18 protein-coding genes and 2 pseudogenes are annotated in these 23,984 nt (G+C 52.6%); 10 read left to right on the top strand and 10 right to left on the bottom strand.

Translation table 11 applies throughout. The features are described 5' to 3' along the window. The 4 genes and pseudogenes from OGY09_RS13220 to OGY09_RS13230 all read left to right on the top strand — a co-directional run. Nucleotides 1-692: pseudogene (locus OGY09_RS13220) on the top strand (RHS repeat-associated core domain-containing protein); the annotation flags it as partial. A 285-nt stretch (nucleotides 693-977) separates the two neighbouring features. Further along, nucleotides 978-1,087: pseudogene (locus OGY09_RS25450) on the top strand (RHS repeat-associated core domain-containing protein); the annotation flags it as partial. Nucleotides 1,088-1,258: 171 nt separating this feature from the next. Continuing rightward, entirely contained in the window at nucleotides 1,259-1,513 is a 255-nt protein-coding gene (locus OGY09_RS13225; RefSeq protein WP_223849054.1) for a Rhs family protein, read from the top strand. A gap of 113 nt (nucleotides 1,514-1,626) precedes the next feature. Then, nucleotides 1,627-1,830, top strand: a complete 204-nt coding sequence (locus OGY09_RS13230; RefSeq protein ID WP_286590472.1) for a hypothetical protein — start codon at nucleotides 1,627-1,629, stop codon at nucleotides 1,828-1,830. Nucleotides 1,831-2,301: 471 nt separating this feature from the next. Here the strand turns inward: OGY09_RS13230 and maeB are convergent, their stop codons facing one another. Beyond that, nucleotides 2,302-4,581, bottom strand: a complete 2,280-nt coding sequence (gene maeB / locus OGY09_RS13235; protein WP_003835063.1) for an NADP-dependent oxaloacetate-decarboxylating malate dehydrogenase — start codon at nucleotides 4,579-4,581, stop codon at nucleotides 2,302-2,304. A 280-nt stretch (nucleotides 4,582-4,861) separates the two neighbouring features. On the opposite strand from maeB, the gene tkt reads away from it, so the two are divergent. Continuing rightward, nucleotides 4,862-6,856, top strand: a complete 1,995-nt coding sequence (gene tkt / locus OGY09_RS13240; RefSeq protein WP_032944175.1) for a transketolase — start codon at nucleotides 4,862-4,864, stop codon at nucleotides 6,854-6,856. Here tkt and OGY09_RS13245 read toward each other — a convergent pair. The 3 genes from OGY09_RS13245 to aegA all read right to left on the bottom strand — a co-directional run bounded on the left by OGY09_RS13245 (nucleotide 6,846) and on the right by aegA (nucleotide 10,724). Continuing rightward, a complete protein-coding gene (locus tag OGY09_RS13245; RefSeq protein WP_032944496.1) occupies nucleotides 6,846-7,889 on the bottom strand; it encodes a DUF1176 domain-containing protein in 1,044 nt (347 codons plus the stop codon). The genes tkt and OGY09_RS13245 overlap by 11 nt on opposite strands. Nucleotides 7,890-8,012: 123 nt before the next feature. After that, complete coding sequence (gene nudK, locus OGY09_RS13250; RefSeq protein ID WP_008785426.1) at nucleotides 8,013-8,588, bottom strand: GDP-mannose pyrophosphatase NudK; 576 nt, start codon at nucleotides 8,586-8,588, stop codon at nucleotides 8,013-8,015. Nucleotides 8,589-8,744: 156 nt separating this feature from the next. Continuing rightward, nucleotides 8,745-10,724 (bottom strand): formate-dependent uric acid utilization protein AegA, encoded by a 1,980-nt coding sequence (gene aegA / locus OGY09_RS13255; RefSeq protein WP_032944177.1) that lies wholly within the window; start codon nucleotides 10,722-10,724, stop codon nucleotides 8,745-8,747. 260 nt (nucleotides 10,725-10,984) lie between these two features. On the opposite strand from aegA, the gene narQ reads away from it, so the two are divergent. After that, complete coding sequence (gene narQ, locus OGY09_RS13260) at nucleotides 10,985-12,682, top strand: nitrate/nitrite two-component system sensor histidine kinase NarQ (protein WP_032944178.1); 1,698 nt, start codon at nucleotides 10,985-10,987, stop codon at nucleotides 12,680-12,682. Between the two features lie 184 nt (nucleotides 12,683-12,866). Next, nucleotides 12,867-15,980, top strand: coding sequence for a multidrug efflux RND transporter permease AcrD (acrD, locus tag OGY09_RS13265; protein WP_032944180.1), 3,114 nt, complete (start codon nucleotides 12,867-12,869; stop codon nucleotides 15,978-15,980). 75 nt (nucleotides 15,981-16,055) lie between these two features. Here acrD and ypfM read toward each other — a convergent pair whose 3' ends face one another. Next, the gene (gene ypfM / locus OGY09_RS13270) at nucleotides 16,056-16,115 is read right to left on the bottom strand and encodes a protein YpfM (protein ID WP_001386977.1); all 60 of its coding nucleotides are present in this window, start codon (nucleotides 16,113-16,115) and stop codon (nucleotides 16,056-16,058) included. A 389-nt stretch (nucleotides 16,116-16,504) separates the two neighbouring features. Here ypfM and OGY09_RS13275 point away from each other — a divergent pair, with 389 nt between their 5' ends. Genes OGY09_RS13275 through OGY09_RS13285 form a run of 3 tightly spaced genes read left to right on the top strand, consistent with a single transcriptional unit; the run spans nucleotide 16,505 to nucleotide 18,220 of the window. Continuing rightward, nucleotides 16,505-16,861: an ArsC family reductase gene (locus OGY09_RS13275; RefSeq protein ID WP_032944182.1), complete on the top strand. Its 357-nt coding sequence runs from the start codon at nucleotides 16,505-16,507 to the stop codon at nucleotides 16,859-16,861. A gap of 3 nt (nucleotides 16,862-16,864) precedes the next feature. Beyond that, nucleotides 16,865-17,992 (top strand): succinyl-diaminopimelate desuccinylase, encoded by a 1,128-nt coding sequence (gene dapE / locus OGY09_RS13280; protein ID WP_003037976.1) that lies wholly within the window; start codon nucleotides 16,865-16,867, stop codon nucleotides 17,990-17,992. Between the two features lie 27 nt (nucleotides 17,993-18,019). Further along, nucleotides 18,020-18,220 carry a YpfN family protein gene (locus OGY09_RS13285; protein ID WP_003835080.1) on the top strand — a complete coding sequence of 67 codons (201 nt, stop codon included), beginning with the start codon at nucleotides 18,020-18,022 and terminating at the stop codon, nucleotides 18,218-18,220. Nucleotides 18,221-18,323: 103 nt separating this feature from the next. Here OGY09_RS13285 and ypfH read toward each other — a convergent pair whose 3' ends face one another. From ypfH to bamC, 5 genes are all read right to left on the bottom strand, one after another. Beyond that, on the bottom strand, nucleotides 18,324-19,022 hold the full coding sequence (gene ypfH / locus OGY09_RS13290; protein WP_008785432.1) for an esterase: 699 nt from the start codon (nucleotides 19,020-19,022) through the stop codon (nucleotides 18,324-18,326). A 73-nt stretch (nucleotides 19,023-19,095) separates the two neighbouring features. Continuing rightward, complete coding sequence (locus tag OGY09_RS13295) at nucleotides 19,096-21,111, bottom strand: tRNA(Met) cytidine acetyltransferase TmcA (protein ID WP_286590475.1); 2,016 nt, start codon at nucleotides 21,109-21,111, stop codon at nucleotides 19,096-19,098. Nucleotides 21,112-21,126: 15 nt separating this feature from the next. Continuing rightward, nucleotides 21,127-21,990, bottom strand: a complete 864-nt coding sequence (ypfJ, locus tag OGY09_RS13300) for a KPN_02809 family neutral zinc metallopeptidase (protein ID WP_032944186.1) — start codon at nucleotides 21,988-21,990, stop codon at nucleotides 21,127-21,129. Between the two features lie 128 nt (nucleotides 21,991-22,118). Next, on the bottom strand, nucleotides 22,119-22,832 hold the full coding sequence (gene purC, locus OGY09_RS13305) for a phosphoribosylaminoimidazolesuccinocarboxamide synthase (RefSeq protein ID WP_003835086.1): 714 nt from the start codon (nucleotides 22,830-22,832) through the stop codon (nucleotides 22,119-22,121). 111 nt (nucleotides 22,833-22,943) lie between these two features. After that, a complete protein-coding gene (gene bamC, locus OGY09_RS13310) occupies nucleotides 22,944-23,978 on the bottom strand; it encodes an outer membrane protein assembly factor BamC (protein ID WP_003835088.1) in 1,035 nt (344 codons plus the stop codon). Between the last annotated feature and the right edge of the window lie 6 nt (nucleotides 23,979-23,984).

The following is a 23,984-nucleotide window of genomic DNA, read 5'->3' on the forward strand; positions in this document are numbered from 1 at the left end:
GGCGCCATCAGCTGGCGCGCGGAGTATGACGAATGGGGCAACGTACTGCGGGAAGATAATCCGCACAATCTGCAACAGCTGATACGCCTGCCGGGCCAGCAGTATGACGAGGAGTCGGGGCTGCACTACAACCGCCACCGGTACTACAATCCGGGACTGGGCCGGTATATCACCCAGGATCCGATAGGGCTGGAGGGGGGGGATGGAATTTATATAGTTACGCATTTAATAATCCGGTGAAGTTCGTTGATCCCAGAGGACTGGATATATGGCTGGAGGGAGCATCAAGAAATTTAGCTGATGGAGCTACAGATGAACCCTATTTGCATATGAGTGTAAGCGTTGGAAAATGGGGACAAGATTATTCATCTTATAGTTTTGGATCATCATTTTTACTTTACGGTGAAGTATACAAAGATCCATATCCTAACGGCTTAGTTCTCCAGTATAAAACAACAACTCCAGAACAGGATGCTTTATTTAAAAAAGAAATGGATGCTATGGTGGGCCGCTGGGGTATATATGGGATTACAGATATATGTCGCTCGTGGAGTATACGTCAGTTCGAAAATGCGCCGGGGAGATTGGCAGAAAGGCCATCGCAAATCCTTCCTAGATTAGAGAGTCCAAGTATATTTTCCACTACTACGCGAGGTGTTAGCACAATGATAAACACAGGCACATCAAAATGATTTATTTTATTATTTCTATATTTTTTCATATAATGTCGATTATTTTTGATAATATAACCGTTATTGGTAGCTACTCTTTCGCTTTGATATTGTCCACATGTTTTTTAATATTATCAACATATTTAATTATTATTCTTTTTTTAAAAAAAAGATACTTCTTATGTGTATTATCATTAATAATAGCTTTTGATTCATGGTATATAGTAAAAGATATAATAGATAGATTGGATTTCCTCTAATAAAACACGAGCATGGTAATAATAAATGCAACAGAAATTTTCCCACCAGCAATACGATGCAGAAACCGGGCTGTACTGTATCGCCGTTGCTACTATGATCCGTTACAGGGAAGATATATCACCCAGGCCCCGATAGGGTTGGAAGGTGGGTGGAACTAATAGAGTTATGTTAAAAATAATCCTGTTAATTGGATTGATCCGCCAGGCTTAGCTCATATATCTGGAAAATAGAAAGACTGTGACAAAGGTTGTCACATTCGTATTGATGGAGATGCGGTTGGCAACAGGAGGCATTTGCACTGGGAATGCAAAAATGGAAACGGAGTAATGGGTGAATTTGGTGGTCAATCTCACGGAGATGATTACTCATCCGCACCAAGTTCTATTAAAAAATGTGCAAGAAGGTATGGTTTCGAACCTGAACAAAGTAAACTAACATGTAAAGACTCAGAGACATCCTCTGCACAGGTGGTTGTTGCAACTGGAGCTACTATTGGTATGGGGTATATTATATATCGAGTCATTCGAATGATATCTTCGCTTGCCCGTCTCTTTGTCCAACAATTCCCGTTAATGCGGTAACTCCGTAATGAAAGGTATTATGCAATGAATATAATATTCTTAATGAAATTGAGTGGCATGATGGGGTATTTTTAGACTCACGACTGAGTTGTAAAGATGGAAGCATCAATCTGATGATATCCGTCAGTGTTTACAATGATAATAAACGTAATGAGTTAAATGTGGAGTTTATAATTATCGAAAATGTAACCATGACTATAGATGCAACAGAACTTAATGATAACCGTAACGCAGGAAATATTAGCAATGGTTATGTAAAAAAGTCAGCAACAAGTCAAAATATAAATCATTCCTTTATTTTACTGATGGATATCTGAATCTAAAATTTAAAAAAATATAAAGATGGTGTATAAATGATGCTTGCATAAGGTAAATATATTGATGTTTTCAATAAATAAAAGATAAATTTCCGATGAAAATCACCAAAGACCTTTTCATATAATTGTAAATATGCCAGAGTGAAGTGAAGAAATTTAGTGTAGCCTGATGCAGGAATGAATGCTGAACCAGCTGGCACTGGTGTACACGCCGCTGCGTAAATTCCACCTGTACAACTGCGACCACCGGGGCCTGCCGCTGGTGCCAGGAGGCATACCATATCGGTATGATTCTAATTATTTAAAACAGTTCCATAGGTTACCTTGCAGCAACAAAAGATAGTTCTGACACCAATTATATTATTTTAGAAGAAGCATGATTGAGATAAGAAAATTAGAAAATGGAATATCTTGCTACGGAAAAAGCCCTTATCCCGACAAAGCCAAGATAAGGGCAAAATAACATAATCTTTACAGTGGCTGCGTTTGGGCTTCTACAACCGCCAGCGCCACCATATTAACGATACGACGAACAGAGGCGATCGGCGTTAATACGTGAACCGGTTTCGCAACCCCCATCAGCACCGGGCCAACCGTTACGCCTTCAGAACTGGAAACGCGTAGTAAGTTGTAACTAATACGGGCCGCTTCCATATTTGGCATCACCAGAATATTCGCTGAGCCTTTCAACGGACTGTCCGGCATGCGGTCATTACGGATGCTTTCCACCAGCGCGGCGTCGCCGTGCATTTCGCCGTCAATCATCAACTCTGGCGCGCGCGCCTTAATCAGCTCCAGCGCGTCGCGCATTTTGCTGGCCGACGGACAGTTAGAGGAACCAAAGTTGGAGTGCGACAGCAACGCCACCTTCGGTTCGATACCAAAGCGACGCACGGTCTCTGCCGCCATCACGGCGATTTCCGCCAGTTGCTCAGGCGTAGGATCGTCGTTGACGTAGGTATCGGCGATAAAGGTGTTACCGCTTGGCAGCAGCAAGGCGTTCATCGCTCCGGCAGTATGCACGCCATCACGATGACCAAATACCTCTTTTACCACACTGAAGTGCTCATGGTAGTCGCCAATCGTACCGCAGATCATCGCATCCGCTTCGCCGCGCTGTACCATGATTGCGCCGATCACCGTAGTGTTGGCGATCACCGCACGCTGCGCCTGCTCCTGGGTAATCCCACGACGCTTCATAATCTGGTAGTACTCGCTCCAGTACTCTTTAAAGCGCGGATCGGACTCATTGTTGACGATTTCAAAATCGACGCCCGCTTTGATCTGCAGACCCAGTTTCTGGATGCGCATCTCGATCACGCTCGGACGACCGATCAGGATCGGTTTTGCCAGCCCTAACGTGATCAGTTCCTGGGTAGCGTGCAGTACGCGCGCTTCTTCCCCTTCGGTCAGCACCACGCGCTTCGGCGCTTTGCGTGCCAGGGAGAAAATCGGCTTCATGAACAGGTTGGTTTTGTAGACGAATTCAGTCAGCTTATCGATGTAAGCGTCAAAGTCGGCAATCGGACGCGTTGCCACGCCGGAGTCCATCGCCGCTTTCGCCACAGCAGGGGCGATTTTGACGATCAGACGCGGGTCGAACGGTTTCGGAATGATGTATTCCGGGCCGAAGCTCAGGTCCTGATCGCCATAAGCAGAGGCCACCACTTCACTCTGCTCGGCATGCGCCAGCTCAGCAATGGCGTGCACCGCCGCCAGTTTCATCTCTTCGTTGATGGCGGTAGCACCAACATCCAGCGCACCGCGGAAGATGAACGGGAAGCACAGGACGTTGTTAACCTGGTTCGGGTAGTCTGAGCGACCGGTGCAGATGATGGCGTCGGAACGCACCTCTTTTGCCAGCGGCGGCAGGATTTCCGGCTCCGGGTTGGCGAGTGCCAGAATCATTGGCGCACGCGCCATCTTCTTAACCATTTCCTGCGTCAGCACTTTCGGACCCGAGCAACCGAGGAAAATATCTGCGCCGTCAATAACATCATCCAGCGTACGCTTACCGTCATCCACCACCGCGTAAGCCGCTTTGGTTTCCGCCATGTTCGGTTCGCGGTCTTTGTAAATCACACCTTTGGAGTCACAGACCACAATATTGTGTTTCTGCATACCCAGCGCTACCAGCAGGTTCATACAGGCAATCGCCGCCGCACCTGCACCAGACACCACCATGCGCACGTCAGAGATATTTTTCTCAACCACCCGCAGACCGTTCAGAATAGCGGCAGTACTGATGATTGCCGTACCGTGCTGATCATCGTGGAAGACCGGAATATTCATGCGCTCGCGCAGTTTTTGCTCAATGTAGAAGCACTCTGGCGCTTTAATATCTTCGAGGTTGATACCGCCAAACGTGGGCTCCAGGGCCGCAACCACATTGATAAACTTATCCGGATCGAGTTCATCGACTTCAATGTCGAACACGTCGATCCCGGCGAATTTCTTAAACAGAACGCCTTTACCTTCCATCACCGGTTTGCCGGCCAACGCGCCAATGTTGCCAAGGCCCAGCACCGCTGTGCCGTTGGAAATAACCGCAACCAGGTTGCCGCGCGCGGTGTATTTGTAGGCTGCCAGCGGATCCTTTTCAATTTCAAGACACGGTGCAGCCACGCCCGGCGAGTAGGCCAGCGCCAGGTCGCGCTGCGTTGCCAGAGGCTTGGTCGGAGAAACCTGGATTTTACCGGGTACCGGAAATTCGTGGAAATCGAGGGCGCTTTGTTTTAACTGGTCATCCATCTTGTTGTTCCTTTCACGTATCTATCAAAAAAGTGGCGCGGGTAACCATTCTACTGAGCCGCACATTATCACCTCAGTCAACGGTACAAACTTTGAAGGTCCCCAAACTCTCACCATTCAAAGAAAGAATTTGTTATCAATTTATAACAACCATGTTACCTGCTTAATCCAGCAATACCATGCCTGTCTGCTATGCTTTTTGCTGACAACGCCCGCAATTTTCCCAAAAGTGTGAATCACAACACGCATCTAACACTTTACTTTTCAAGGAGTATTTCCTATGACCCGTAAAGAGCTTGCCAATGCCATTCGTGCGCTAAGTATGGATGCCGTCCAAAAAGCTAACTCCGGCCACCCTGGAGCACCAATGGGGATGGCCGATATCGCCGAAGTTCTGTGGAACGATTTTCTACGCCATAACCCGACCGATCCCACCTGGTACGATCGTGACCGGTTTATTCTGTCCAACGGCCACGCCTCAATGCTGCTTTACAGCCTGTTGCATCTTTCCGGTTACGACCTGCCGATCGAAGAATTAAAGAACTTCCGTCAGCTCCATTCGAAGACGCCAGGGCACCCGGAAATTGGCTACACGCCGGGCGTGGAAACCACGACAGGACCGCTGGGTCAGGGTTTAGCCAACGCCGTCGGTATGGCCATTGCCGAGCGTACGCTGGCAGCGCAGTTTAACCAGCCGGACCATGAGATTGTTAACCACTTTACCTGGGTCTTTATGGGCGACGGCTGTCTGATGGAGGGTATTTCACACGAGGCTTGTTCGCTGGCGGGCACGCTGGGGCTTGGCAAACTCATTGGCTTCTACGATCACAACGGCATCTCAATTGACGGTGAAACTGACGGCTGGTTTACCGACGATACTGCAAAACGCTTTGAGGCTTATCACTGGCATGTGGTGCACGACATTGACGGTCATGACCCAGAGGCGGTGAAAAAAGCCATTCAGGAAGCGCAGGCTGTTACCGATAAACCATCGCTGATTATCTGCCGCACGGTGATTGGTTTTGGCTCACCAAATAAAGCAGGGAAAGAGGAAGCGCACGGCGCTGCGCTGGGCGAAGAAGAGGTGGCACTGACCCGGCAGAAGCTGGGGTGGCATCATCCTGCTTTTGAGATCCCCAAAGAGATTTACCGGGCGTGGGACGCACGCGAGAAAGGCGAAAAAGCGCAACAGGGCTGGAAGGAGAAATTCGCAGCTTACCAACAAGCCTACCCGGAACTGGCGGCAGAGTTTTCTCGCCGGATGAGCGGTGGGCTGCCGAAAGAGTGGGAGGCAACAACCCAGAAATATATTACCGAGCTGCAGGCCAATCCGGCCAAAATCGCCACCCGTAAGGCCTCGCAAAATACCCTTAACGCCTACGGGCCTGTACTGCCAGAGCTGCTTGGCGGATCGGCGGATTTGGCCCCCAGCAACCTGACCATCTGGAAAGGCTCCTCCTCTCTTAAAGAGGATCATGCAGGAAACTACATCCACTACGGCGTGCGTGAATTTGGTATGACGGCGATTGCCAACGGTATCGCCCATCACGGGGGCTTCGTACCGTACACCGCCACGTTCCTGATGTTTGTCGAATATGCCCGAAATGCCGCGCGTATGGCGGCGCTGATGAAGGCCCGACAAATCATGGTTTATACCCACGACTCAATTGGTCTGGGGGAAGATGGTCCTACGCACCAGGCCGTTGAACAGCTCGCCAGCCTGCGCCTGACGCCTAATTTCAGTACCTGGCGACCGTGCGATCAGGTTGAAGCGGCAGTAGGCTGGAAGCTGGCAGTCGAACGTCATGACGGGCCAACGGCGCTGATCCTCTCGCGGCAGAATCTGGCACAGGTTGAGCGCACGCCAGAGCAGGTGCAGCAAATTGCCCGCGGCGGCTATGTGCTGAAGGATGGCGGCGGTAAGCCGGATGTTATTTTGATTGCTACCGGTTCAGAAATGGAAATCACGCTGCTGGCAGCGGAAAAACTGACCGGCGAAGGTCGTAACGTGCGAGTGGTTTCTCTGCCCTCAACCGATATCTTCGACGCCCAGGATGAGGCGTACCGGGAATCGGTCCTGCCAGCAAACGTCAGCGCTCGCGTGGCGGTAGAAGCAGGAATTGCTGACTACTGGTACAAATATGTCGGGCTGAAAGGGGCAATTGTTGGGATGACGGGTTATGGAGAGTCGGCTCCAGCGGACAAACTGTTCCCGTTCTTCGGCTTTACGGTAGATAACATCGTCGACAAAGCGCACAAGGTGCTTAACGCGTGATCCACAGTGTGGGCCAGGCATCTGGCCCATGCCAGTTATCGCAGCTTGGCTCCTGGGCATAGCGCACCAGGCGAAAACGTTGACCGTCGTAGCGCCAGCGGGTCTGGATACCGCAATCTGCCAACCCTCGTCCTTTAGCGAGGGTGACCAGCTCCCGCGACTTCTCGTCAAACGTAGCGTTGGTCAGCTCCATATCGCGACTTTCTGCATCCGTTTTAAACGGCAGGCTTAACCGTACCGCGCGTGAAGTCAACGGAGTCGTACGTGAAACCACCCACGCCAGATCGATGGTGTTATACGCCCCGGCCTCACAGCCAATCATCAGCAGCGCTTTATCGTCTGTTAGGGCCGTGACGCGCATCTCGCGACGCAGCGGATCGATAGAGCAACGAATACCGTTGATCCGCCAGTTACCATAGTCCAGCAGTTCACTGCGCTCCTGCTGCGTGAGAGGCGTTGGCGTTGGATTAATGACCGCCACACCTTTCAGCGCGGGGGCCGGAGGTACGCTGAGCGGAGGCTCGTCACCTTTTTCAATCCATGCGGTTTCGCTCCCCACCCGTTTTTGCTGGGCGTCGATAAACAACAATGCGGCTTTTAGCCCGACCAGCGAAAGGTTTTGCGCACCTTTTTGCAGGGTAATCGCCTTCGCGTCCTGTACGGTTTGTAAAAATGCGCTGATGGTGGCGGGATCATCGGTCGTCAGCTGCCAGGGAGTTATGCGCCAGTGCTCGCCGCTCAGCGAGAGTGGCGCACCATCCAACAGCAGACGCGACGCAATATCGCTCTCTTTGACGCTGGACGATTCCAGCCCGCCCAGCTCAATACGCAACACGGCGTCGGTATGTGCCCCGGCGCTGCGGCTCAAGGTCATGACCAGGCCGTGGTGCTCTCCGGTATTGCGCGCCACGCAAAAATTTTGGTTATTACACGTCACCTGCCAGTCAGAAAACGCCTGTTGCGCGGGCGCAGCCCACAGCAATCGGGCGGGTAGCAACCCGAGCAGGAAAAGGAGAATAACGCGATAGCGCATGGACGGTACAACCCCGAAGTCAAAACACACAGCCTAAGCGGTATCTTCCTTGCGCGACTGATGTGGCTCAATAAGAATCGTCGGATTGGCCGTAAATTTGTAAAGAAATATAAATCCCGCGCATTAGTCCATGAGATGCGATGACTGCAAATAGTTCAGCAATAGCACCGTTTTACCGTCACGGATCTCACCCGTTTTGATCATTTCCAGCGCCTGTGTGAACGGCAGTTCCAGAACTTCAATATCTTCATCTTCCACGCCGCCACCCGCGTTTGTCCGCTGACTGTCACGGTATTGCGCGATGAAGAAGTGGATTATTTCCGTCACACCGCCCGGCGACATGTATAGCTCAAACAGTTTACGTACTTCACCCACTTCAAAGCCGGTCTCTTCAATCGCCTCTTTTCGAATACATGCTTCCGGTTCGTCGTTATCCAGCAGCCCGGCGCAGGTTTCAATCAGTTGACCGTCTTCGTTACCGTTGACCCATGTCGCAACGCGAAACTGGCGGATGAGCACCACCGTTTTCTTCTCCGGGTTATACAGCAGGATTGTGGCGCCGTTGCCACGATCGTAAACCTCACGTTTGTGACGGATCACCTCTCCATTCTTACGGGTCAGGTCATAAGTGATATTGCGCAGGACGAAGTAGTTATCGGAAAGGACTTTATCTTTGATGAGGGTAATTTTTTGCGACATACCGGCTCCACAGCAAGAAGTGAGAAATAATACTACGCCGTGAAACCGGGTTTGTCTTGGAACAATGTAGGCCTGATAAGCAAAGCGCCATCAGGCATTCATGCGGCACATTGCCGGATGGCAACGCTAACGCGTTTTATCCGGCCTACTCGCCGATTAATGAGATTTGACTGATTTTACGCCCAGCCAGTCGACGATCCCCTGGGCGGCATGCCGCCCTTCCGCCATAGCCGTCACCACCAGGTCTGCACCGCGTACCGCGTCACCACCGGCAAAGATTTTCGGGTTACTGGTTTGATAACGGTATGCACTTTCAACATCGGCGGCAATGCGCCCCCAGTTATCGACCTTAACGCCATGCGACTCCAGCCACGGCATGCCGTGTGGGTGAAAACCAAACGCCATAATCACCGCATCTGCGGGCATCACAAACTCACTCCCGGCAATGGGAACCGGGCGGCGACGGCCCTGCGCATCAGGTTCGCCAAGTTGAGTACGTAAGAAACGCACACCGCTGACTCGCCCATCGGCATGCAACACCAGCTCAACCGGCTGAACGTTAAACTCGAAATTTGCCCCCTCTTCCCGGGCGTTCTTCACCTCTTTTTTCGAGCCGGGCATGTTGGCTTCATCACGACGATAGGCGCAGGTCACCTGGCTTGCGCCATGACGCAGGGCGGTTCGCACACAGTCCATTGCCGTATCGCCTCCGCCCAGCACAACCACGTTTAGTCCGGCGGTATCGATAAACGGTTCTTCAGGCAGTTCCTCCAGCCCCATCACCTGCTTGGTGTTGGCAATCAGGAACGGCAGCGCATCATACACGCCTGGCGCGTCTTCATTTGGCAGGTCCGCCTTCATGGAACGATAGGTTCCTACGCCCACGAACACGGCATCGTAATCCTCCAGCAGCTTTTCAAGCGCGACATCCTTACCCACTTCACAGTTAAGTTCAAAATGAATGCCCATGGCGCTGAAGATTTCACGGCGACGCGCCAGCAGCGATTTGTCCAGCTTGAAGGCCGGAATACCGAACGTCAGCAAACCGCCTATTTCAGGATGGCGATCGTAAACGGTGGCGCTGACGCCGCTGCGCGCCAGCACATCCGCACAGGCCAGACCCGCCGGACCCGCACCGATGATGGCAACACGCTTGTCCACTTTCTGCACATGGCTTAAGTCCGGTCGCCATCCTTTACTCAGCGCCCGATCGGAGATGTAACGCTCAATATTACCGATGGTAACTGCGCCATGCTCGCTACGCACCGTACATGCCCCTTCGCAGAGTCGATCCTGCGGGCATACGCGTCCGGTCACCTCCGGCAGGCAGTTGGTCTGGTGAGAAAGCTCAACCGCCGCGTCGATATTCCCGGCTTTGACCAGTTCAATCCACTGCGGAATGTGGTTATGCAGTGGACAGGTCCATTCGCAAATACTGTGGTCGCCGCATTTCAGGCAGCGAGAGGCTTCGCGCTCCGCCTGCGCCGTACGAAACGGCAGATAGATCTCTTCAAAGCTGGTTTTCCGGGCCTCAATCGCCAGTTTATCCGGCTCCCCGCGCGCAGGCGTCGCCTGCATTTGCTCACGTTTAGTGATGACATGTGGAACAAAATCGGTAGTGCTGGCATGCCATGGCTGGCTTTCCAAACTTGCGGTACGCAGCCTGCGCGCTTTTGACAGACCGGTAAGCGAATTTTCCGTCACCAGCTGTAACGCCTGCGCCGGACAGTTCTCTACGCAGGCGGGCCCCTGTTCACGCCCCTGGCACAGATCGCATTTGTGCGCGGTAGCTTTCACCTTCCCTTTGGCGACGGGAGTGAGTACGATCTGCATCGTGCCGAAAGGACAGGCTACAACGCACGATTTACAGCCAATACACTTTTGCGGGTTCACCTGAACGCTGTCGTTATGATGGCTAATTGCCCCGTTTGGGCAACTTCTGGCGCAGGGTGCATCTTCGCAGTGGTGGCAGGTCACCGCGCTGCGCTGCTGCTGATGCTTAATGACGGTAATTCGGGGCTGAAAATGCCGTTGGCTCAGGACATGCTGTTCGCCATTGTGAGCCATGACGCAGGCGACCTCACAGGCATGGCATCCCAGGCACTGCTGGCTATTGACCATAATAAAACGATTCATGGCTTCCTTCTTTTTTGGTTGCAAAAACCTTATTCTTTATAAGAGTGTTATTAACCGACACGGAAGGAAGCGGCAATGTTCATTTGCCCAGGAAGCACAACTATTTATCCAGAACCTGTGGCAGATCAATTTATTTCATCGCATATGAAATTGTGTTTCAGTTACCATCCAGTTTCATGGCGTTTTATTAACATTTATCAAATACACCGCATCGTTCACGCTGTTTTCAGGCGCGACGTGTATTGTGTGAGGATGCACAAGTGACGGTAAAGCGTCCGGTCTCGGCCAGTCTGGCTAAAGCTTTTTTCTACATAGTGATGCTGTCGATTCTCTCAACGGGTATTGCGCTGCTCACGCTGACCAGCAGCTTGCGAGATGCCGAAGCCATCAACGTTGCTGGATCATTGCGCATGCAAAGCTACCGTCTGGGTTACGATCTACAAAGCCAGAGCCCGCAGCTTAATGCCCACCGCCAGCTTTTCCAGCAGGCGCTAAACTCGCCAGCATTACAGAATCTGAACGCGTGGTATGTGCCACAAGCGGTAAAAAGCCGCTATGGACGTCTGCATGCTAACTGGCTGGAAATGAACGCCCGCCTGATCGACGGCGATTTAAAATGGTACCAGGCCAACATCAACAACTACGTCGATCAGATCGATCTCTTCGTGCTGGCGTTGCAGCATTATGCCGAGCGTAAAGTAATGCTGGTATTTGGCATCTCTCTGGCGGGCGGGATCGGCATATTCACCCTCGTCTTCTTTACCCTACGGCGCATTCGCCAGCAGGTGGTGCGTCCGCTGAATAAACTGGTGATGGCCAGTCAGCAAATTGAACACGGTCAATTTGATATCCCACCGCTGGATACCGGTTTGCCTAATGAACTGGGGTTGCTGGGCAAAACGTTTAGCCAGATGTCGAGTGAATTACACAAGCTGTATCGTTCGCTGGAAGCGTCTGTGGCCGAGAAAACTCACGATCTGCACGAAGCCAATCGCCGTCTGGAGGTGTTGTATCAGTGCTCCCAGGCGTTAAATACCAGCCAGATTGACGTGCACTGCTTCCGCCATATTTTACAGATCGTCCGCGAACATGACGCCGCGTATTTCCTTGAACTCACCGTCGGTGATAACTGGCGGATTAGCGAAGGGACTAAAAGCCTCGAGCTACCGATGCAGATCCTGCCTGTCACCATGCAGGAAACCGTCTACGGCGAACTGCACTGGCAAAGTCCAAACGTCAATGCTTCTACTCCGCTGCTCAACAGCGTCTCCTCGATGCTGGGACGCGGGTTGTACTTCAACCAGGCGCAAAAACATTTTCAGCAGCTGTTGTTAATGGAGGAGCGAGCGACGATTGCACGCGAGCTGCACGACTCGCTGGCGCAGGTGCTCTCTTATTTACGCATTCAGCTCACGTTGCTTAAACGTTCAATCCCGGAGGATAACGCCCCGGCGCAAAGCATTATGGCGGATTTCTCCCAGGCGCTGAACGATGCCTACCGTCAGCTACGCGAACTGCTCACCACCTTCCGTCTGACCTTACAGCAGGCAGACTTACCCTCCGCCCTGCATGAAATGCTGGAAACGCTGCAAAATCAAACCTCAGCTAAACTCACACTCGACTGTCGGTTACCCACGCTGGCGTTGGATGCGCAAATGCAGGTGCACCTGTTGCAGATCATCCGCGAAGCGGTGCTGAACGCCATTAAGCATGCCAGTGCGAGCGAAATTGCCGTCAGCTGCGTAACGGCTCCGGACGGCAACCACACGGTTTATATCCGCGATAACGGCATCGGCATTGGCGAGCCGCATGAGCCTGCAGGGCACTATGGACTCAATATTATGCGTGAGCGGGCGGAAAGACTGAGCGGCACGTTGACCTTCTCTCAACCTTCCGGAGGGGGAACGTTGGTGAGCATCAGTTTCCGTTCGGCTGAATCAGACAGTGAGCTAACGTAAAGAACCGCAAAGCGCCGTCGGGTCTGGATCCAGGCCTGACGGCGTTGGCACGAAAGGTATGCTGTAAACGGGCATGATAATTTACATTATCTTCTTTTTTTCTCCACGTTTGACCCGTACCTTGCCGCTAAAGTGAAGCAAGCCATACCCATAACGATACGCAGAAACACGAGGTCCTCTTTTAATGGCGAATTTTTTCATCGATCGCCCCATTTTTGCCTGGGTGTTAGCTATCCTGTTGTGCCTGACAGGAGCCCTGGCTATTTTTTCACTGCCCGTTGAGCAATATCCCGATCTGGCACCGCCAAACGTGCGGGTCACCGCCAACTATCCTGGCGCTTCGGCTCAGACTCTGGAAAACACCGTCACCCAGGTTATCGAGCAGAACATGACTGGTCTCGATAACCTGATGTACATGTCATCGCAGAGCAGCGGGACAGGCCAGGCGACGGTTACGTTGAGCTTCGTTGCCGGAACCGATCCTGACGAGGCCGTCCAGCAGGTGCAAAACCAGCTGCAATCGGCAATGCGTAAACTGCCGCAGGCGGTACAGGATCAGGGGGTCACGGTGCGTAAGACCGGGGACACCAATATTCTGACTATCGCCTTTGTCTCCACCGATGGCTCAATGGATAAGCAGGACATCGCCGACTACGTCGCCAGTAACATTCAGGATCCACTCAGCCGTATTAACGGCGTGGGAGATATTGACGCTTACGGCTCACAGTACTCCATGCGTATCTGGCTTGACCCGGCCAAACTGAACAGTTTCCAGATGACCGCTAAAGATGTGACCGACGCTATCGAGTCACAGAATGCGCAGATTGCCGTCGGACAACTTGGCGGTACGCCTTCGGTGGACAAGCAGGCGCTGAACGCGACGATCAACGCCCAGTCGCTACTGCAGACTCCGGATGAATTCCGCGCCATTACTCTGCGCGTTAACCAGGATGGTTCGGAAGTTAAACTGGGCGACGTGGCGACGGTCGAAATGGGTGCTGAAAAGTATGATTATCTCAGCCGCTTTAATGGTAATCCCGCCTCCGGTCTGGGCGTGAAGCTGGCCTCCGGCGCCAATGAAATGGCGACAGCAACGCTGGTCATTAACCGTCTGAACGAGCTGTCACAATATTTTCCGCACGGGCTGGAATATAAGGTGGCTTATGAAACCACCTCCTTTGTCAAAGCCTCAATCATCGACGTGGTAAAAACCCTGCTGGAAGCTATTGCACTGGTATTCCTCGTGATGTACCTGTTCCTGCAAAACTTCCGCGCCACGCTGATTCCCACCATCGCCGTTCCCGTCGTCCTGATGGGTACCTTCTCCGTGCTTTACGCCTTTGGCTATAGCGTTAATACCTTGACGATGTTTGCGATGGTGCTGGCGATCGGCCTGCTGGTCGATGACGCCATTGTGGTAGTGGAAAACGTCGAGCGTATTATGAGTGAGGAAGGACTCTCACCTCGGGAAGCGACACGGAAATCGATGGGGCAAATCCAGGGTGCGCTGGTCGGTATCGCCATGGTGCTGTCAGCGGTGTTTATCCCGATGGCCTTCTTCGGCGGCACTACCGGGGCTATTTACCGCCAGTTCTCGATTACTATCGTCTCCGCCATGGTGCTGTCTGTTCTGGTGGCGATGATCCTGACCCCCGCTCTGTGCGCCACCCTGCTCAAACCGCTGCATAAGGGCGAGCATCACGGACAAACCGGTTTCTTCGGCTGGTTTAACCGGATGTTTAATCGCAACGCTGAGCGCTACGAAAAAGGCGTTGCCAGAATTCTGCACCGCAGTCTGCGCTGGATACTGATCTACGTCCTGCTGCTCGGTGGAATGGTTTTCCTGTTCCTGCGCCTGCCAACCTCCTTCCTGCCACTGGAAGACCGCGGCATGTTTACCACCTCGGTACAGTTGCCCAGCGGCTCCACACAGCAGCAAACATTGAAAGTGGTTGAGGAAGTGGAGAAGTATTACTTCACCCATGAGAAAGACAACATTATGTCAGTCTTTTCCACAGTCGGTTCTGGCCCTGGCGGGAACGGTCAAAACGTGGCACGTATGTTTGTCCGCTTAAAAGACTGGGATGAGCGCGACACCACTACCGGAACCTCTTTCGCCATCATCGAACGTGCGACCAAAGCCTTTAATAAGATTAAAGAAGCCCGCGTCTTCGCCAGCAGCCCTCCGGCTATCAGCGGCCTCGGAAGCTCTGCCGGTTTCGATATGGAGCTGCAGGATCACGCCGGTGCGGGCCATGATGCGTTAATGGCCGCGCGCGACAAACTCATTGAGCTGGCAGGGAAAGACACGTCCCTGACCCGCGTTCGTCATAACGGTCTGGACGACAGCCCACAGTTGCAAATTGATATCGATCAGCGCAAAGCCCAGGCGCTGGGCGTTTCCATCGACGACATCAACGACACATTGCAAACGGCCTGGGGTTCCAGCTACGTCAATGACTTTATGGACCGGGGCCGCGTGAAGAAGGTTTACGTGCAGGCGGCAGCAAAATATCGCATGCTCCCGGACGACATTAACTTGTGGTACGTCCGCAATAACAACGGTGGCATGGTGCCTTTCTCGGCCTTTGCGACTTCACGCTGGGAAACCGGTTCACCACGTCTGGAGCGCTATAACGGCTACTCCGCGGTCGAGATTGTCGGCGAAGCCGCGCCTGGCGTCAGTACCGGTACGGCAATGGACATAATGGAATCGCTGGTGCGCCAGTTACCGACAGGGTTTGGCCTCGAATGGACTGCGATGTCTTATCAGGAACGGCTATCGGGCTCTCAGGCCCCTGCCCTGTACGCCATTTCTCTGCTGGTCGTGTTCCTGTGTCTGGCGGCACTGTACGAAAGCTGGTCGGTACCCTTCTCCGTCATGCTGGTCGTGCCGTTGGGGGTCATTGGTGCGCTACTGGCGACCTGGATGCGCGGCCTGGAAAACGATGTGTATTTCCAGGTCGGGTTACTTACCGTTATCGGACTATCGGCGAAGAACGCAATATTGATTGTTGAATTCGCCAATGAGATGAACGAGAAAGGACACGATCTGCTCGACGCCACGCTCCATGCTTGTCGCCAACGTTTACGCCCAATTCTGATGACGTCACTGGCGTTTATCTTCGGGGTGCTGCCGATGACCATCAGCAGTGGCGCTGGTTCTGGCGGTCAACATGCGGTGGGGACTGGCGTAATGGGCGGGATGATTTCAGCCACTATCCTGGCGATTTACTTCGTTCCCCTGTTCTTTGTGCTGGTGCGCAGACGCTTCCCATTGAAGCCACGCCCAGAATAATCAGACACAAAAAAGGCGACTTACGTTGAGTCGCCTTTTTTTATCCTTTACAGGATATGAATTTCTTCCAGAAAATTATTTACGAAGCATCACTTCGATAAAGTCTTTCCAGTTCCCCAGTTCACGTTCAATCATAACAACCTCTCTTATTATTATGGGCATTCTACGAAATCATCATCATTAAAAGAAGGCAATTTAACCGATGGTTGCGATTGATTCCTCCAGTGTTTGGGGTTTATGTGATCACTATGCGCTATACCCATAAATTTTATGTGACTTACTGCAATATTTTGAAATATTCATACATCATCTACTACTTTTGCAATTCTGATGGAAAAACAGGCTGATGCAAACAGGCAGATTCTGATTTCTAGTTATACGGTATTTTTTGGAGCTTTCAGGAATCATTATTCACTGTTGTTCAACAATGTTATATTTTTCTATAACGATTGAATGACAATATGTATTATTCATTGCCACAGAATAAAAGAATAAATATTCAAGTTACGTCAATAAGGATTCAAATGATCACCCTTTACGGTATTAAGAATTGCGACACGATTAAAAAAGCCAGACGCTGGTTGGAGGCTCAAGGTATTGACTACCGCTTTCATGATTATCGCGTCGACGGTCTGGACAACACGCTATTACAGTCCTTTATCAGCGAATTAGGTTGGGAGGCGTTGCTCAATACGCGTGGAACCACCTGGCGTAAACTCGATGAATCCGCGCGCAGTCAAATCACCGATGCGGCTTCCGCCGCCGCGTTGATGATTGAAATGCCAGCAATTATCAAACGCCCATTGCTCTGCGCGCCGGGTAAGCCTATGCTGCTTGGTTTCAGTGAATCCAGTTATACTCTGTTTTTTAATGAGGTGTAGTCTATGTCGTGCCCGGTCATTGAGCTGACACAGCAGCTTATTCGCCGTCCTTCCCTGAGCCCGGATGATGCCGGGTGCCAGGCGTTAATGATTGAACGCCTGCGCGCGGTAGGTTTTACCGTTGAGCGAATGGACTTTGGTGACACACAGAATTTTTGGGCATGGCGCGGTAAAGGTGAGACCCTGGCATTTGCCGGTCACACCGACGTAGTGCCTGCCGGCGATGTCGATCGCTGGATCAATCCACCGTTCGAACCGACCATTCGCGATGGCATGTTGTTCGGGCGTGGCGCTGCCGATATGAAGGGTTCACTGGCGGCGATGGTCGTGGCCGCAGAACGTTTTGTCGCCCAGCATCCAAACCATCAGGGTCGTCTGGCCTTTTTGATAACGTCTGACGAAGAAGCCAGCGCCAAAAACGGCACCGTGAAGGTGGTTGAAGCGCTGATGGCGCGTAATGAACGACTGGATTATTGCCTGGTGGGTGAGCCATCCAGCACGGAAATCGTTGGCGACGTGGTGAAAAATGGACGTCGTGGTTCACTGACCTGCAACCTGACCATTCACGGCGTGCAGGGCCACGTAGCCTATCCGCATCTGGCCGATAACCCGGTACACCGCGCAGCCCCCATGCTCAACGAACTGGTGGCGATCGAGTGGGATCAGGGTAACGAATTCTTCCCGGCGACCAGCATGCAGATTGCCAATATCCAGGCTGGAACCGGAAGCAACAACGTTATCCCTGGAGAACTGTTTATCCAGTTCAACTTCCGTTTCAGCACTGAGCTGACCGATGAGATGATTAAAGCACGGGTTCACGCGCTGCTGGAGAAACATCAGCTGCGTTATACCGTCGACTGGTGGCTTTCCGGTCAGCCGTTCCTGACCGAACGCGGTAAACTGGTGGATGCAGTGGTGAACGCCATTGAGCACTATAATGAGATTAAACCGCAGTTACTGACTACAGGCGGGACGTCCGACGGGCGTTTTATTGCCCGCATGGGGGCGCAGGTAGTAGAACTTGGGCCGGTCAACGCCACTATTCATAAAATTAATGAATGTGTTAATGCCGCCGACCTGCAGCTGCTTGCCCGTATGTATCAACGTATCATGGAGCAACTCGTCGCCTGATGAGTGTTCCTGTAAGAGGAAATGAGCATGGACTGGCTGGCAAAATATTGGTGGATTCTGGTGTTGGTGTTTCTGGTAGGCGTGCTGCTGAACGTGATTAAAGATCTCAAGCGCGTCGATCACAAGAAATTTCTTGCCAACAAGCCGGAGCTTCCCCCGCATCGTGACTTTAACGATAAATGGGATGACGACGACGATTGGCCGAATAAGGACCAACCGAAGAAATAATTAGTAGGCAGATAATTCCCGTAGGCCCGGTAAGCGTTAGCGCCACCGGGCATTACGTGCCGGATGGCAACGCTTCGCGTTTTATCCGGCCTACGGTGATCAATCAGATCATGGTAATCACATCATCATCGTGAGGCTTACCGCCGCTCAGCGCTTCATCAAAGTAGTGCTTCGGTACGGTAAAACGCAGATGATCGAGCGCAAACTGCATACTGCGTTCATCAATGGCGTGCCCCAGATTTTCGACGATATCCAGCGTCACATCCCCACCGGCGCGAATTAACGCTTCCTGCGCGGCAACGGCATGAGATAACTCAATTACCCGGTCTTCACCACCGTGAATCAAATGCACCGTCGTCGCGGTGGTTGCAGCCTCTGGCAAGGTGGCATAGCGGCCATTGAAGGCGATGACCCGCGATGCCAGCCCCGGCTCAGCTTTGATGCTCTCAAGTGACATAATTGAACCCTGAGAAAAACCAATCAGCGCGGTTGCCTGCGGCGAAACGCCGCTTTGCTTCTGCCAGTAGCGCACGGTTTCGATAAACACCGGCATAATGGCGTCAACACGTTCCTGACGATTCTCTTCTGTTACGCCCTGCACCGAAAACCACTGACGTCCGGACGTCGTTCCGTAAGGCTCTGCTCCACCAATGCTAACGATTAGCGCATCCGGAAACAGCGGCGCAAACCAGGAGCCGATTTCGCCCATGGCAACCGGGTTATCGCCGACGCCATGAAACAGCAGCAGTAGCTGTTGAGCGGGTTTATCGGGACTTTGAACAACAAAATGGTCATGTTTCATGGCGATCTCCTTAACTGATGAGAATCATTCTACGCCGCTTAACCGCAATGACCATGCCAGGAAATTGAAGAAGTTAGTGAAAAAATTGCCATTGCATAATGCGATTATGTAGCCGCTGTTCACGCTCTGCATCTAACTGATTTAATGCCTGCGCCGCTTCGGCGCGCTGAATGACCAGCAACGCTTTACGACCAGAAATCTTGAGCTGTTGGCACAATTCGGCGTCGCTACGTTTTGCCTGGATGCGTCCGCGCAAGGCCGGAAGAGGTAACTCACTGTGCTCAAGCAGACGACTCAGACAGCCTAGCGACGTCAATAATGGCCGATGCGCGAAGGCAAACCCGGCCAGCTCAGCCCAGTCATCCTCATTAAGCGTAGTCTCTTTCAGCGGGACCAGCGGAATGCTCTCACCGTTCCATCGCGCAAGGATTTCCGCATCACGGCGCAAATGCTGGTGCTCCCGCTCGGCAAGGCGTTTCCCCGCTTCGCTAATGGGAAGTAACGCCATGGCGGTATAACAGCCGCTGCTGGCTTCCCGATGATTTCCCATTCGCACCAGCACAAAACCGCAACGTTGCCAGAAACGCCATAGTTCAGCCGTATACCCAAAACTGACCGACAGATAGTCACACGATGTGGAATAGCGGTGGGCCAGCATAATCAGCTGTTGCCCAATACCTTCTCTTTGGCGCGCAGGATGAACCGCAATTCGACTGACCCGTCTCCCGACGAGCGTCGCCGCCAACGGGTCACCACCGTGCGCCGCCAGCGACTGCGCAACCAGATTCCCTCTCGGTCGACGATATCCGGCCCAGACGGCCTGGCTTAATTCCGCGGATAGTCCTCCTTCATCGACCAACCAGACGGCTCCCGCTACGGAGTCAGCGGTTGATGCCTGAAGAAAATGCTGACCAGGCGCGTCCATCATCCGCCGCAGGTCCAATGGCGAGGTGCGATAATGCGCTCCGGAAAGTAGCTGGTATACCGCTAACGGCAGCGCCGGATTAGCATGCCAGGACTGTTGCTCAAATGCCGAGAAGTGAAGCTCCCCCAATGGGGCATGCGTGAACGTTTCATCATCAAACACCAGCGCATCGCTGACGATTTGCTCCAGCGGACATCCCTGCGCCCAGCGTACCGGTTGCTGCAACTCATAGCGTTGAAGATTGGGGAAGCGGGCACAGAATTTCAGCAAGAAGCCTCTCCCCGTTCCCTCGTAGCCTTGTACTGTAGTGGTTAACAGCGTACGAGGAAAACGCGCCACCAGTTGGTGCAGCAGCGGCGCGGGGATCGCGGCGGCTTCATCCACAATTAGCCAGTCTGCGATTGCAGAACTGCTTAACAGCGCATCCGGGGCCATAAAACGGTAACGCTCTCCGGCAAATTGCGCCAGCACATCGGTTGCCGCTTTGGCAGGCGCTGTCACAATCGCAGTGCCGTTAATCCGCGCTATGAGTTGCCCTGCCAGAGCGGACTTGCCCCGACCCCGTGCGGCCGTCACCGCAACCACACCGGGAGGCATAGCCAGCAAATGATTTAATATCATCGCCTGTTCTGGCTGGGGTTCGCCGGTTGCCGCATGCCAGACTGCGCGAGCAGGAAAATGCGGACAGGCAACCGGCTGATGCTGTTGCCAGTGCAGAGCCTGTCTATCGCGGGAAATCACCCGTTTGACGTGCTCAATAAAGTGCGGTGTAGGGATCGGTTCAGCACAATCGCTCCAGCGTAGTGAATCCGCGTCCGGATGTGTGTGCCAGAAATGCCAGGGTGGGGTCAGCAATACCAGCCAACTGCCAGCAAGCAGTGTGCCGCTTAAGGCGGCAAACGCCGCAGCGTCAAAACCTTGCCTGGCGTCAAAAATCGCATGACGAAACTCGCGCCCTAATAATGTTTTTAGCGCCTGCGGCGTACAGCACGGCTCGGTAGGGGCTTGCTCCCCTACCCACAGCCAGTCGCCGGGTAACGTGCTACGTAGCGCTAATGCCTGTTCCTGACACCAGTTATCCTCGCCGCTGATAATCAGCAGACGACGGATCCCTTCGTGGGTCATTTGTTCGGTTAACGCGCTCAGCGCCGTGTTATCGGACATCCCTGCCACAGAGTCTTAAATACCTTTACCAAAAGTATTACATTGCCCCGGATCGCCGCTGTCAAAACCGCGTTTGAACCAGGTAAAACGCTGTTCAGAGGTTCCGTGAGTAAAGCTGTCCGGTACTACGCGTCCTTGTCCCTGCTGTTGCAGACGATCGTCACCAATGGCCTGTGCGGCGTTCAGTGCCTCTTCCAGGTCACCAGACTCCAGTACGCCCTGCTGCTGCATGCTGTGGCCCCAGACACCGGCAAAGCAGTCTGCCTGCAGTTCCATTCGAACGGAAAGACGGTTCACTTCTGCCTGTGAGGCATTCTGCTGCATCTGACGAACTTTAGGTTCAATGCCCAGCAGTTTCTGCACGTGATGACCCACTTCATGGGCGATAACATAGCCCTGAGCAAAATCACCATCAGCACCCAGCTTGTTTTTCATGTCGTCATAGAATGAAAGGTCGATGTAAACCGTACCATCTGCCGGGCAATAAAACGGCCCCATCACGGACTGACCCGCACCGCAGCCGGTACGCGTCGCGCCCCGGTACATCACCAGCTTCGGCTGTTGGTAGGTGCGGCCCATTTTTTCAAACTGCTGTCCCCAGGTATCTTCTGTTGTAGCCAGAATCACCGAGGTAAATTTTGCCGCTTCATCATCGTTTGGGCTGATGGAGCGTGATGATTGCTGTTGGGAGACCGGCTGGCCAGTCATTAGCCCGGTGAGATCCACGCCATAGTAACCCGCCACCAGCACCACAATCAGCAGGATGATGCCGCCTTTACCACTGGGCAGACGAAAACCAGGCCCACCCATAGAGGGGCCGCCAGAGCTGTTTCGTCTGTCTTCCACGTTGTCACTTTCACGACGCCCTTGCCAGCGCATAATCACCTCAACTTTTTATTCATTATGATGATGATCGTAGGCGGTTCGGAACAGGATTACCATAAGAAATAGTAATCAAATCAGGTGGGGTTAATGAGCCGGAGAGCGATCGCCGGCTCAGGGGAAGATTAGTCTAACTTCACACCCAGGCGATGCGCGACGGCTTCATAGGCTTCGATCAGGCCGCCCAGACTCTGGCGGAAGCGATCTTTGTCCATTTTATCCAGCGTTTCTTTGTCCCACAGGCGGCTACCGTCCGGTGAGAATTCATCACCCAGAACCACTTCACCTTTATACAAACCAAACTCAAGTTTGAAGTCGACCAGAATCAGACCAGCATCATCAAACATCTTTTTCAGCACGTCGTTAGCTTTGTAGGTCAGCTCTTTCATACGTGCCAGATTCTCTTTGCTCACCCAACCAAAAGTTTCGCAATAGGAATCGTTAATCATTGGATCGTGCATAGCATCGTTTTTCAGGAACAGATCAAACAGCGGCGGATTCAGTTCAATACCTTCCTCAACGCCTAAACGCTTAACCAGAGAGCCTGCCGCGCGGTTACGTACCACACATTCAACCGGTACCATCTCCAGTTTTTTCACCAGACATTCGGTATCAGAAAGCAGTCGCTCCATCTGGGTAGGAATACCCGCTTCTTGCAGTTTAGTCATAATGAAATGGTTGAATTTGTTGTTCACCATGCCTTTACGGTCAAACTGTTCAATGCGCGCGCCATCCCCTGCTGACGTATCATTGCGGAATTCGAGCACCAACAGGTCCGGGTTTTCCGTGCTGTATACGGTCTTCGCTTTACCACGATACAACTCAGCTTGCTTTTGCATCTTTATTACTCCTGGGTGTGAATTAACGATAAATATTGCGTTTTTCTGCCGACGCACACGTTTGCGTATCATATCAGAAAAAAAGGGCTGGAGTTATCCAGCCCTTTATTTTTACTTACTGAACGCTGCCTGGAAGACGGCGACCAGCGCGTCGTTCTGGCTTTGCGTCAGGGTATGCCCCTTCGGATCGATAAACTGCAAGCTGCTGCGGTTGTCTAAATCACCGACCTGCAGTTTATAGTCGCCGGATACCAGACCCGGATCGCTTGCGCCCAACTCCTGCCAGTTGCTATCGGACAGTGGTTTGTAGGTCACCGCGATGCTGCCCTGAGAACGGGTGCTGTCGGTTACCTTCATCCCCACTTTCTCAAGCGCTGCCGGCAGACGCTGCCACACCACGTTGAACGGTCCACGTACCACCAGCATTGGTAAACCGGTGTCATCGGCGGCGCTCTGAACATCCATGGTGGCTGCAGAGCGGTTCTGCGCGGCATTCGCGGCGTCGGTGGCGTTCTTATCCAGACCAGCAGAGATAACGTTCATCATCTCAGCGCTGTAACGCTGCATTGATGCCGCATCGGCTACGGGTTTACCCGCCTGCTCGAGGTTAACCAGTTTCACCGTTACCGCTTGCTGATAGCCCTGCGGTTTAACCGAGATTTGATAACGTCCACGGTACTGCTCGTCTTCATCCAGACGGTTCCAGTCAACCCAGTCGGTGGTCAACGTCTGGCTGGCATCATCACGTTTGGTGATCGTGTAGTTTTTAGACTGAATGACGCTAACGACCTGCGGCCACAGTGTGTTGCCACGACCGTTTTCCACCAGTAATGTCGACGTATCACCCGCGATCTGTGTGCGAGCACCGGTGACTAATGCTAACGGCTGAGCCGGTGGACGAATATCCAGCGCTTTACCCACGGCACCACTGCCGTTGGTTACCGGGATATTATAGTCGCCCGACATAACCGGCAAAATCATCCCAGCTGGAGCATGAAGCTCAGCAAGCGGTGCGGCCTCCAGATAGGATTCATCACCGCTCACCTGGCGCTTATAGCGCGAGTCAGAGCTACAGGCCGCGAGCAACATAACAAGCGAAACACCCGCAACCTTGGCCAGGCGCGACTTTTGTACTGAGTAAGCCATCAAATC

Origin of the sequence: Citrobacter sp. Cpo071, from assembly GCF_030332765.1 — a bacterium.
Taxonomy (GTDB): Bacteria; Pseudomonadota; Gammaproteobacteria; order Enterobacterales; family Enterobacteriaceae; genus Citrobacter; species Citrobacter portucalensis.

Excerpts from the sequence above, each read along its gene's own strand:
- acrD (WP_032944180.1), top strand. The coding sequence starts at position 12,867 with ATGGCGAATTTTTTCATCGATCGCCCCATTTTTGCCTGGGTGTTAGCT.
- dapE (WP_003037976.1), top strand. The coding sequence starts at position 16,865 with ATGTCGTGCCCGGTCATTGAGCTGACACAGCAGCTTATTCGCCGTCCT.
- maeB (WP_003835063.1), bottom strand. The coding sequence starts at position 4,581 with ATGGATGACCAGTTAAAACAAAGCGCCCTCGATTTCCACGAATTTCCG.
- OGY09_RS13245 (WP_032944496.1), bottom strand. The coding sequence starts at position 7,889 with ATGCGCTATCGCGTTATTCTCCTTTTCCTGCTCGGGTTGCTACCCGCC.
- OGY09_RS13230 (WP_286590472.1), top strand. The coding sequence starts at position 1,627 with ATGATATCCGTCAGTGTTTACAATGATAATAAACGTAATGAGTTAAAT.
- OGY09_RS13295 (WP_286590475.1), bottom strand. The coding sequence starts at position 21,111 with ATGTCCGATAACACGGCGCTGAGCGCGTTAACCGAACAAATGACCCAC.
- OGY09_RS13275 (WP_032944182.1), top strand. The coding sequence starts at position 16,505 with ATGATCACCCTTTACGGTATTAAGAATTGCGACACGATTAAAAAAGCC.
- OGY09_RS13285 (WP_003835080.1), top strand. The coding sequence starts at position 18,020 with ATGGACTGGCTGGCAAAATATTGGTGGATTCTGGTGTTGGTGTTTCTG.
- purC (WP_003835086.1), bottom strand. The coding sequence starts at position 22,832 with ATGCAAAAGCAAGCTGAGTTGTATCGTGGTAAAGCGAAGACCGTATAC.
- tkt (WP_032944175.1), top strand. The coding sequence starts at position 4,862 with ATGACCCGTAAAGAGCTTGCCAATGCCATTCGTGCGCTAAGTATGGAT.
- ypfJ (WP_032944186.1), bottom strand. The coding sequence starts at position 21,990 with ATGCGCTGGCAAGGGCGTCGTGAAAGTGACAACGTGGAAGACAGACGA.
- bamC (WP_003835088.1), bottom strand. The coding sequence starts at position 23,978 with ATGGCTTACTCAGTACAAAAGTCGCGCCTGGCCAAGGTTGCGGGTGTT.
- aegA (WP_032944177.1), bottom strand. The coding sequence starts at position 10,724 with ATGAATCGTTTTATTATGGTCAATAGCCAGCAGTGCCTGGGATGCCAT.
- nudK (WP_008785426.1), bottom strand. The coding sequence starts at position 8,588 with ATGTCGCAAAAAATTACCCTCATCAAAGATAAAGTCCTTTCCGATAAC.
- OGY09_RS13225 (WP_223849054.1), top strand. The coding sequence starts at position 1,259 with ATGGGTGAATTTGGTGGTCAATCTCACGGAGATGATTACTCATCCGCA.
- ypfH (WP_008785432.1), bottom strand. The coding sequence starts at position 19,022 with ATGAAACATGACCATTTTGTTGTTCAAAGTCCCGATAAACCCGCTCAA.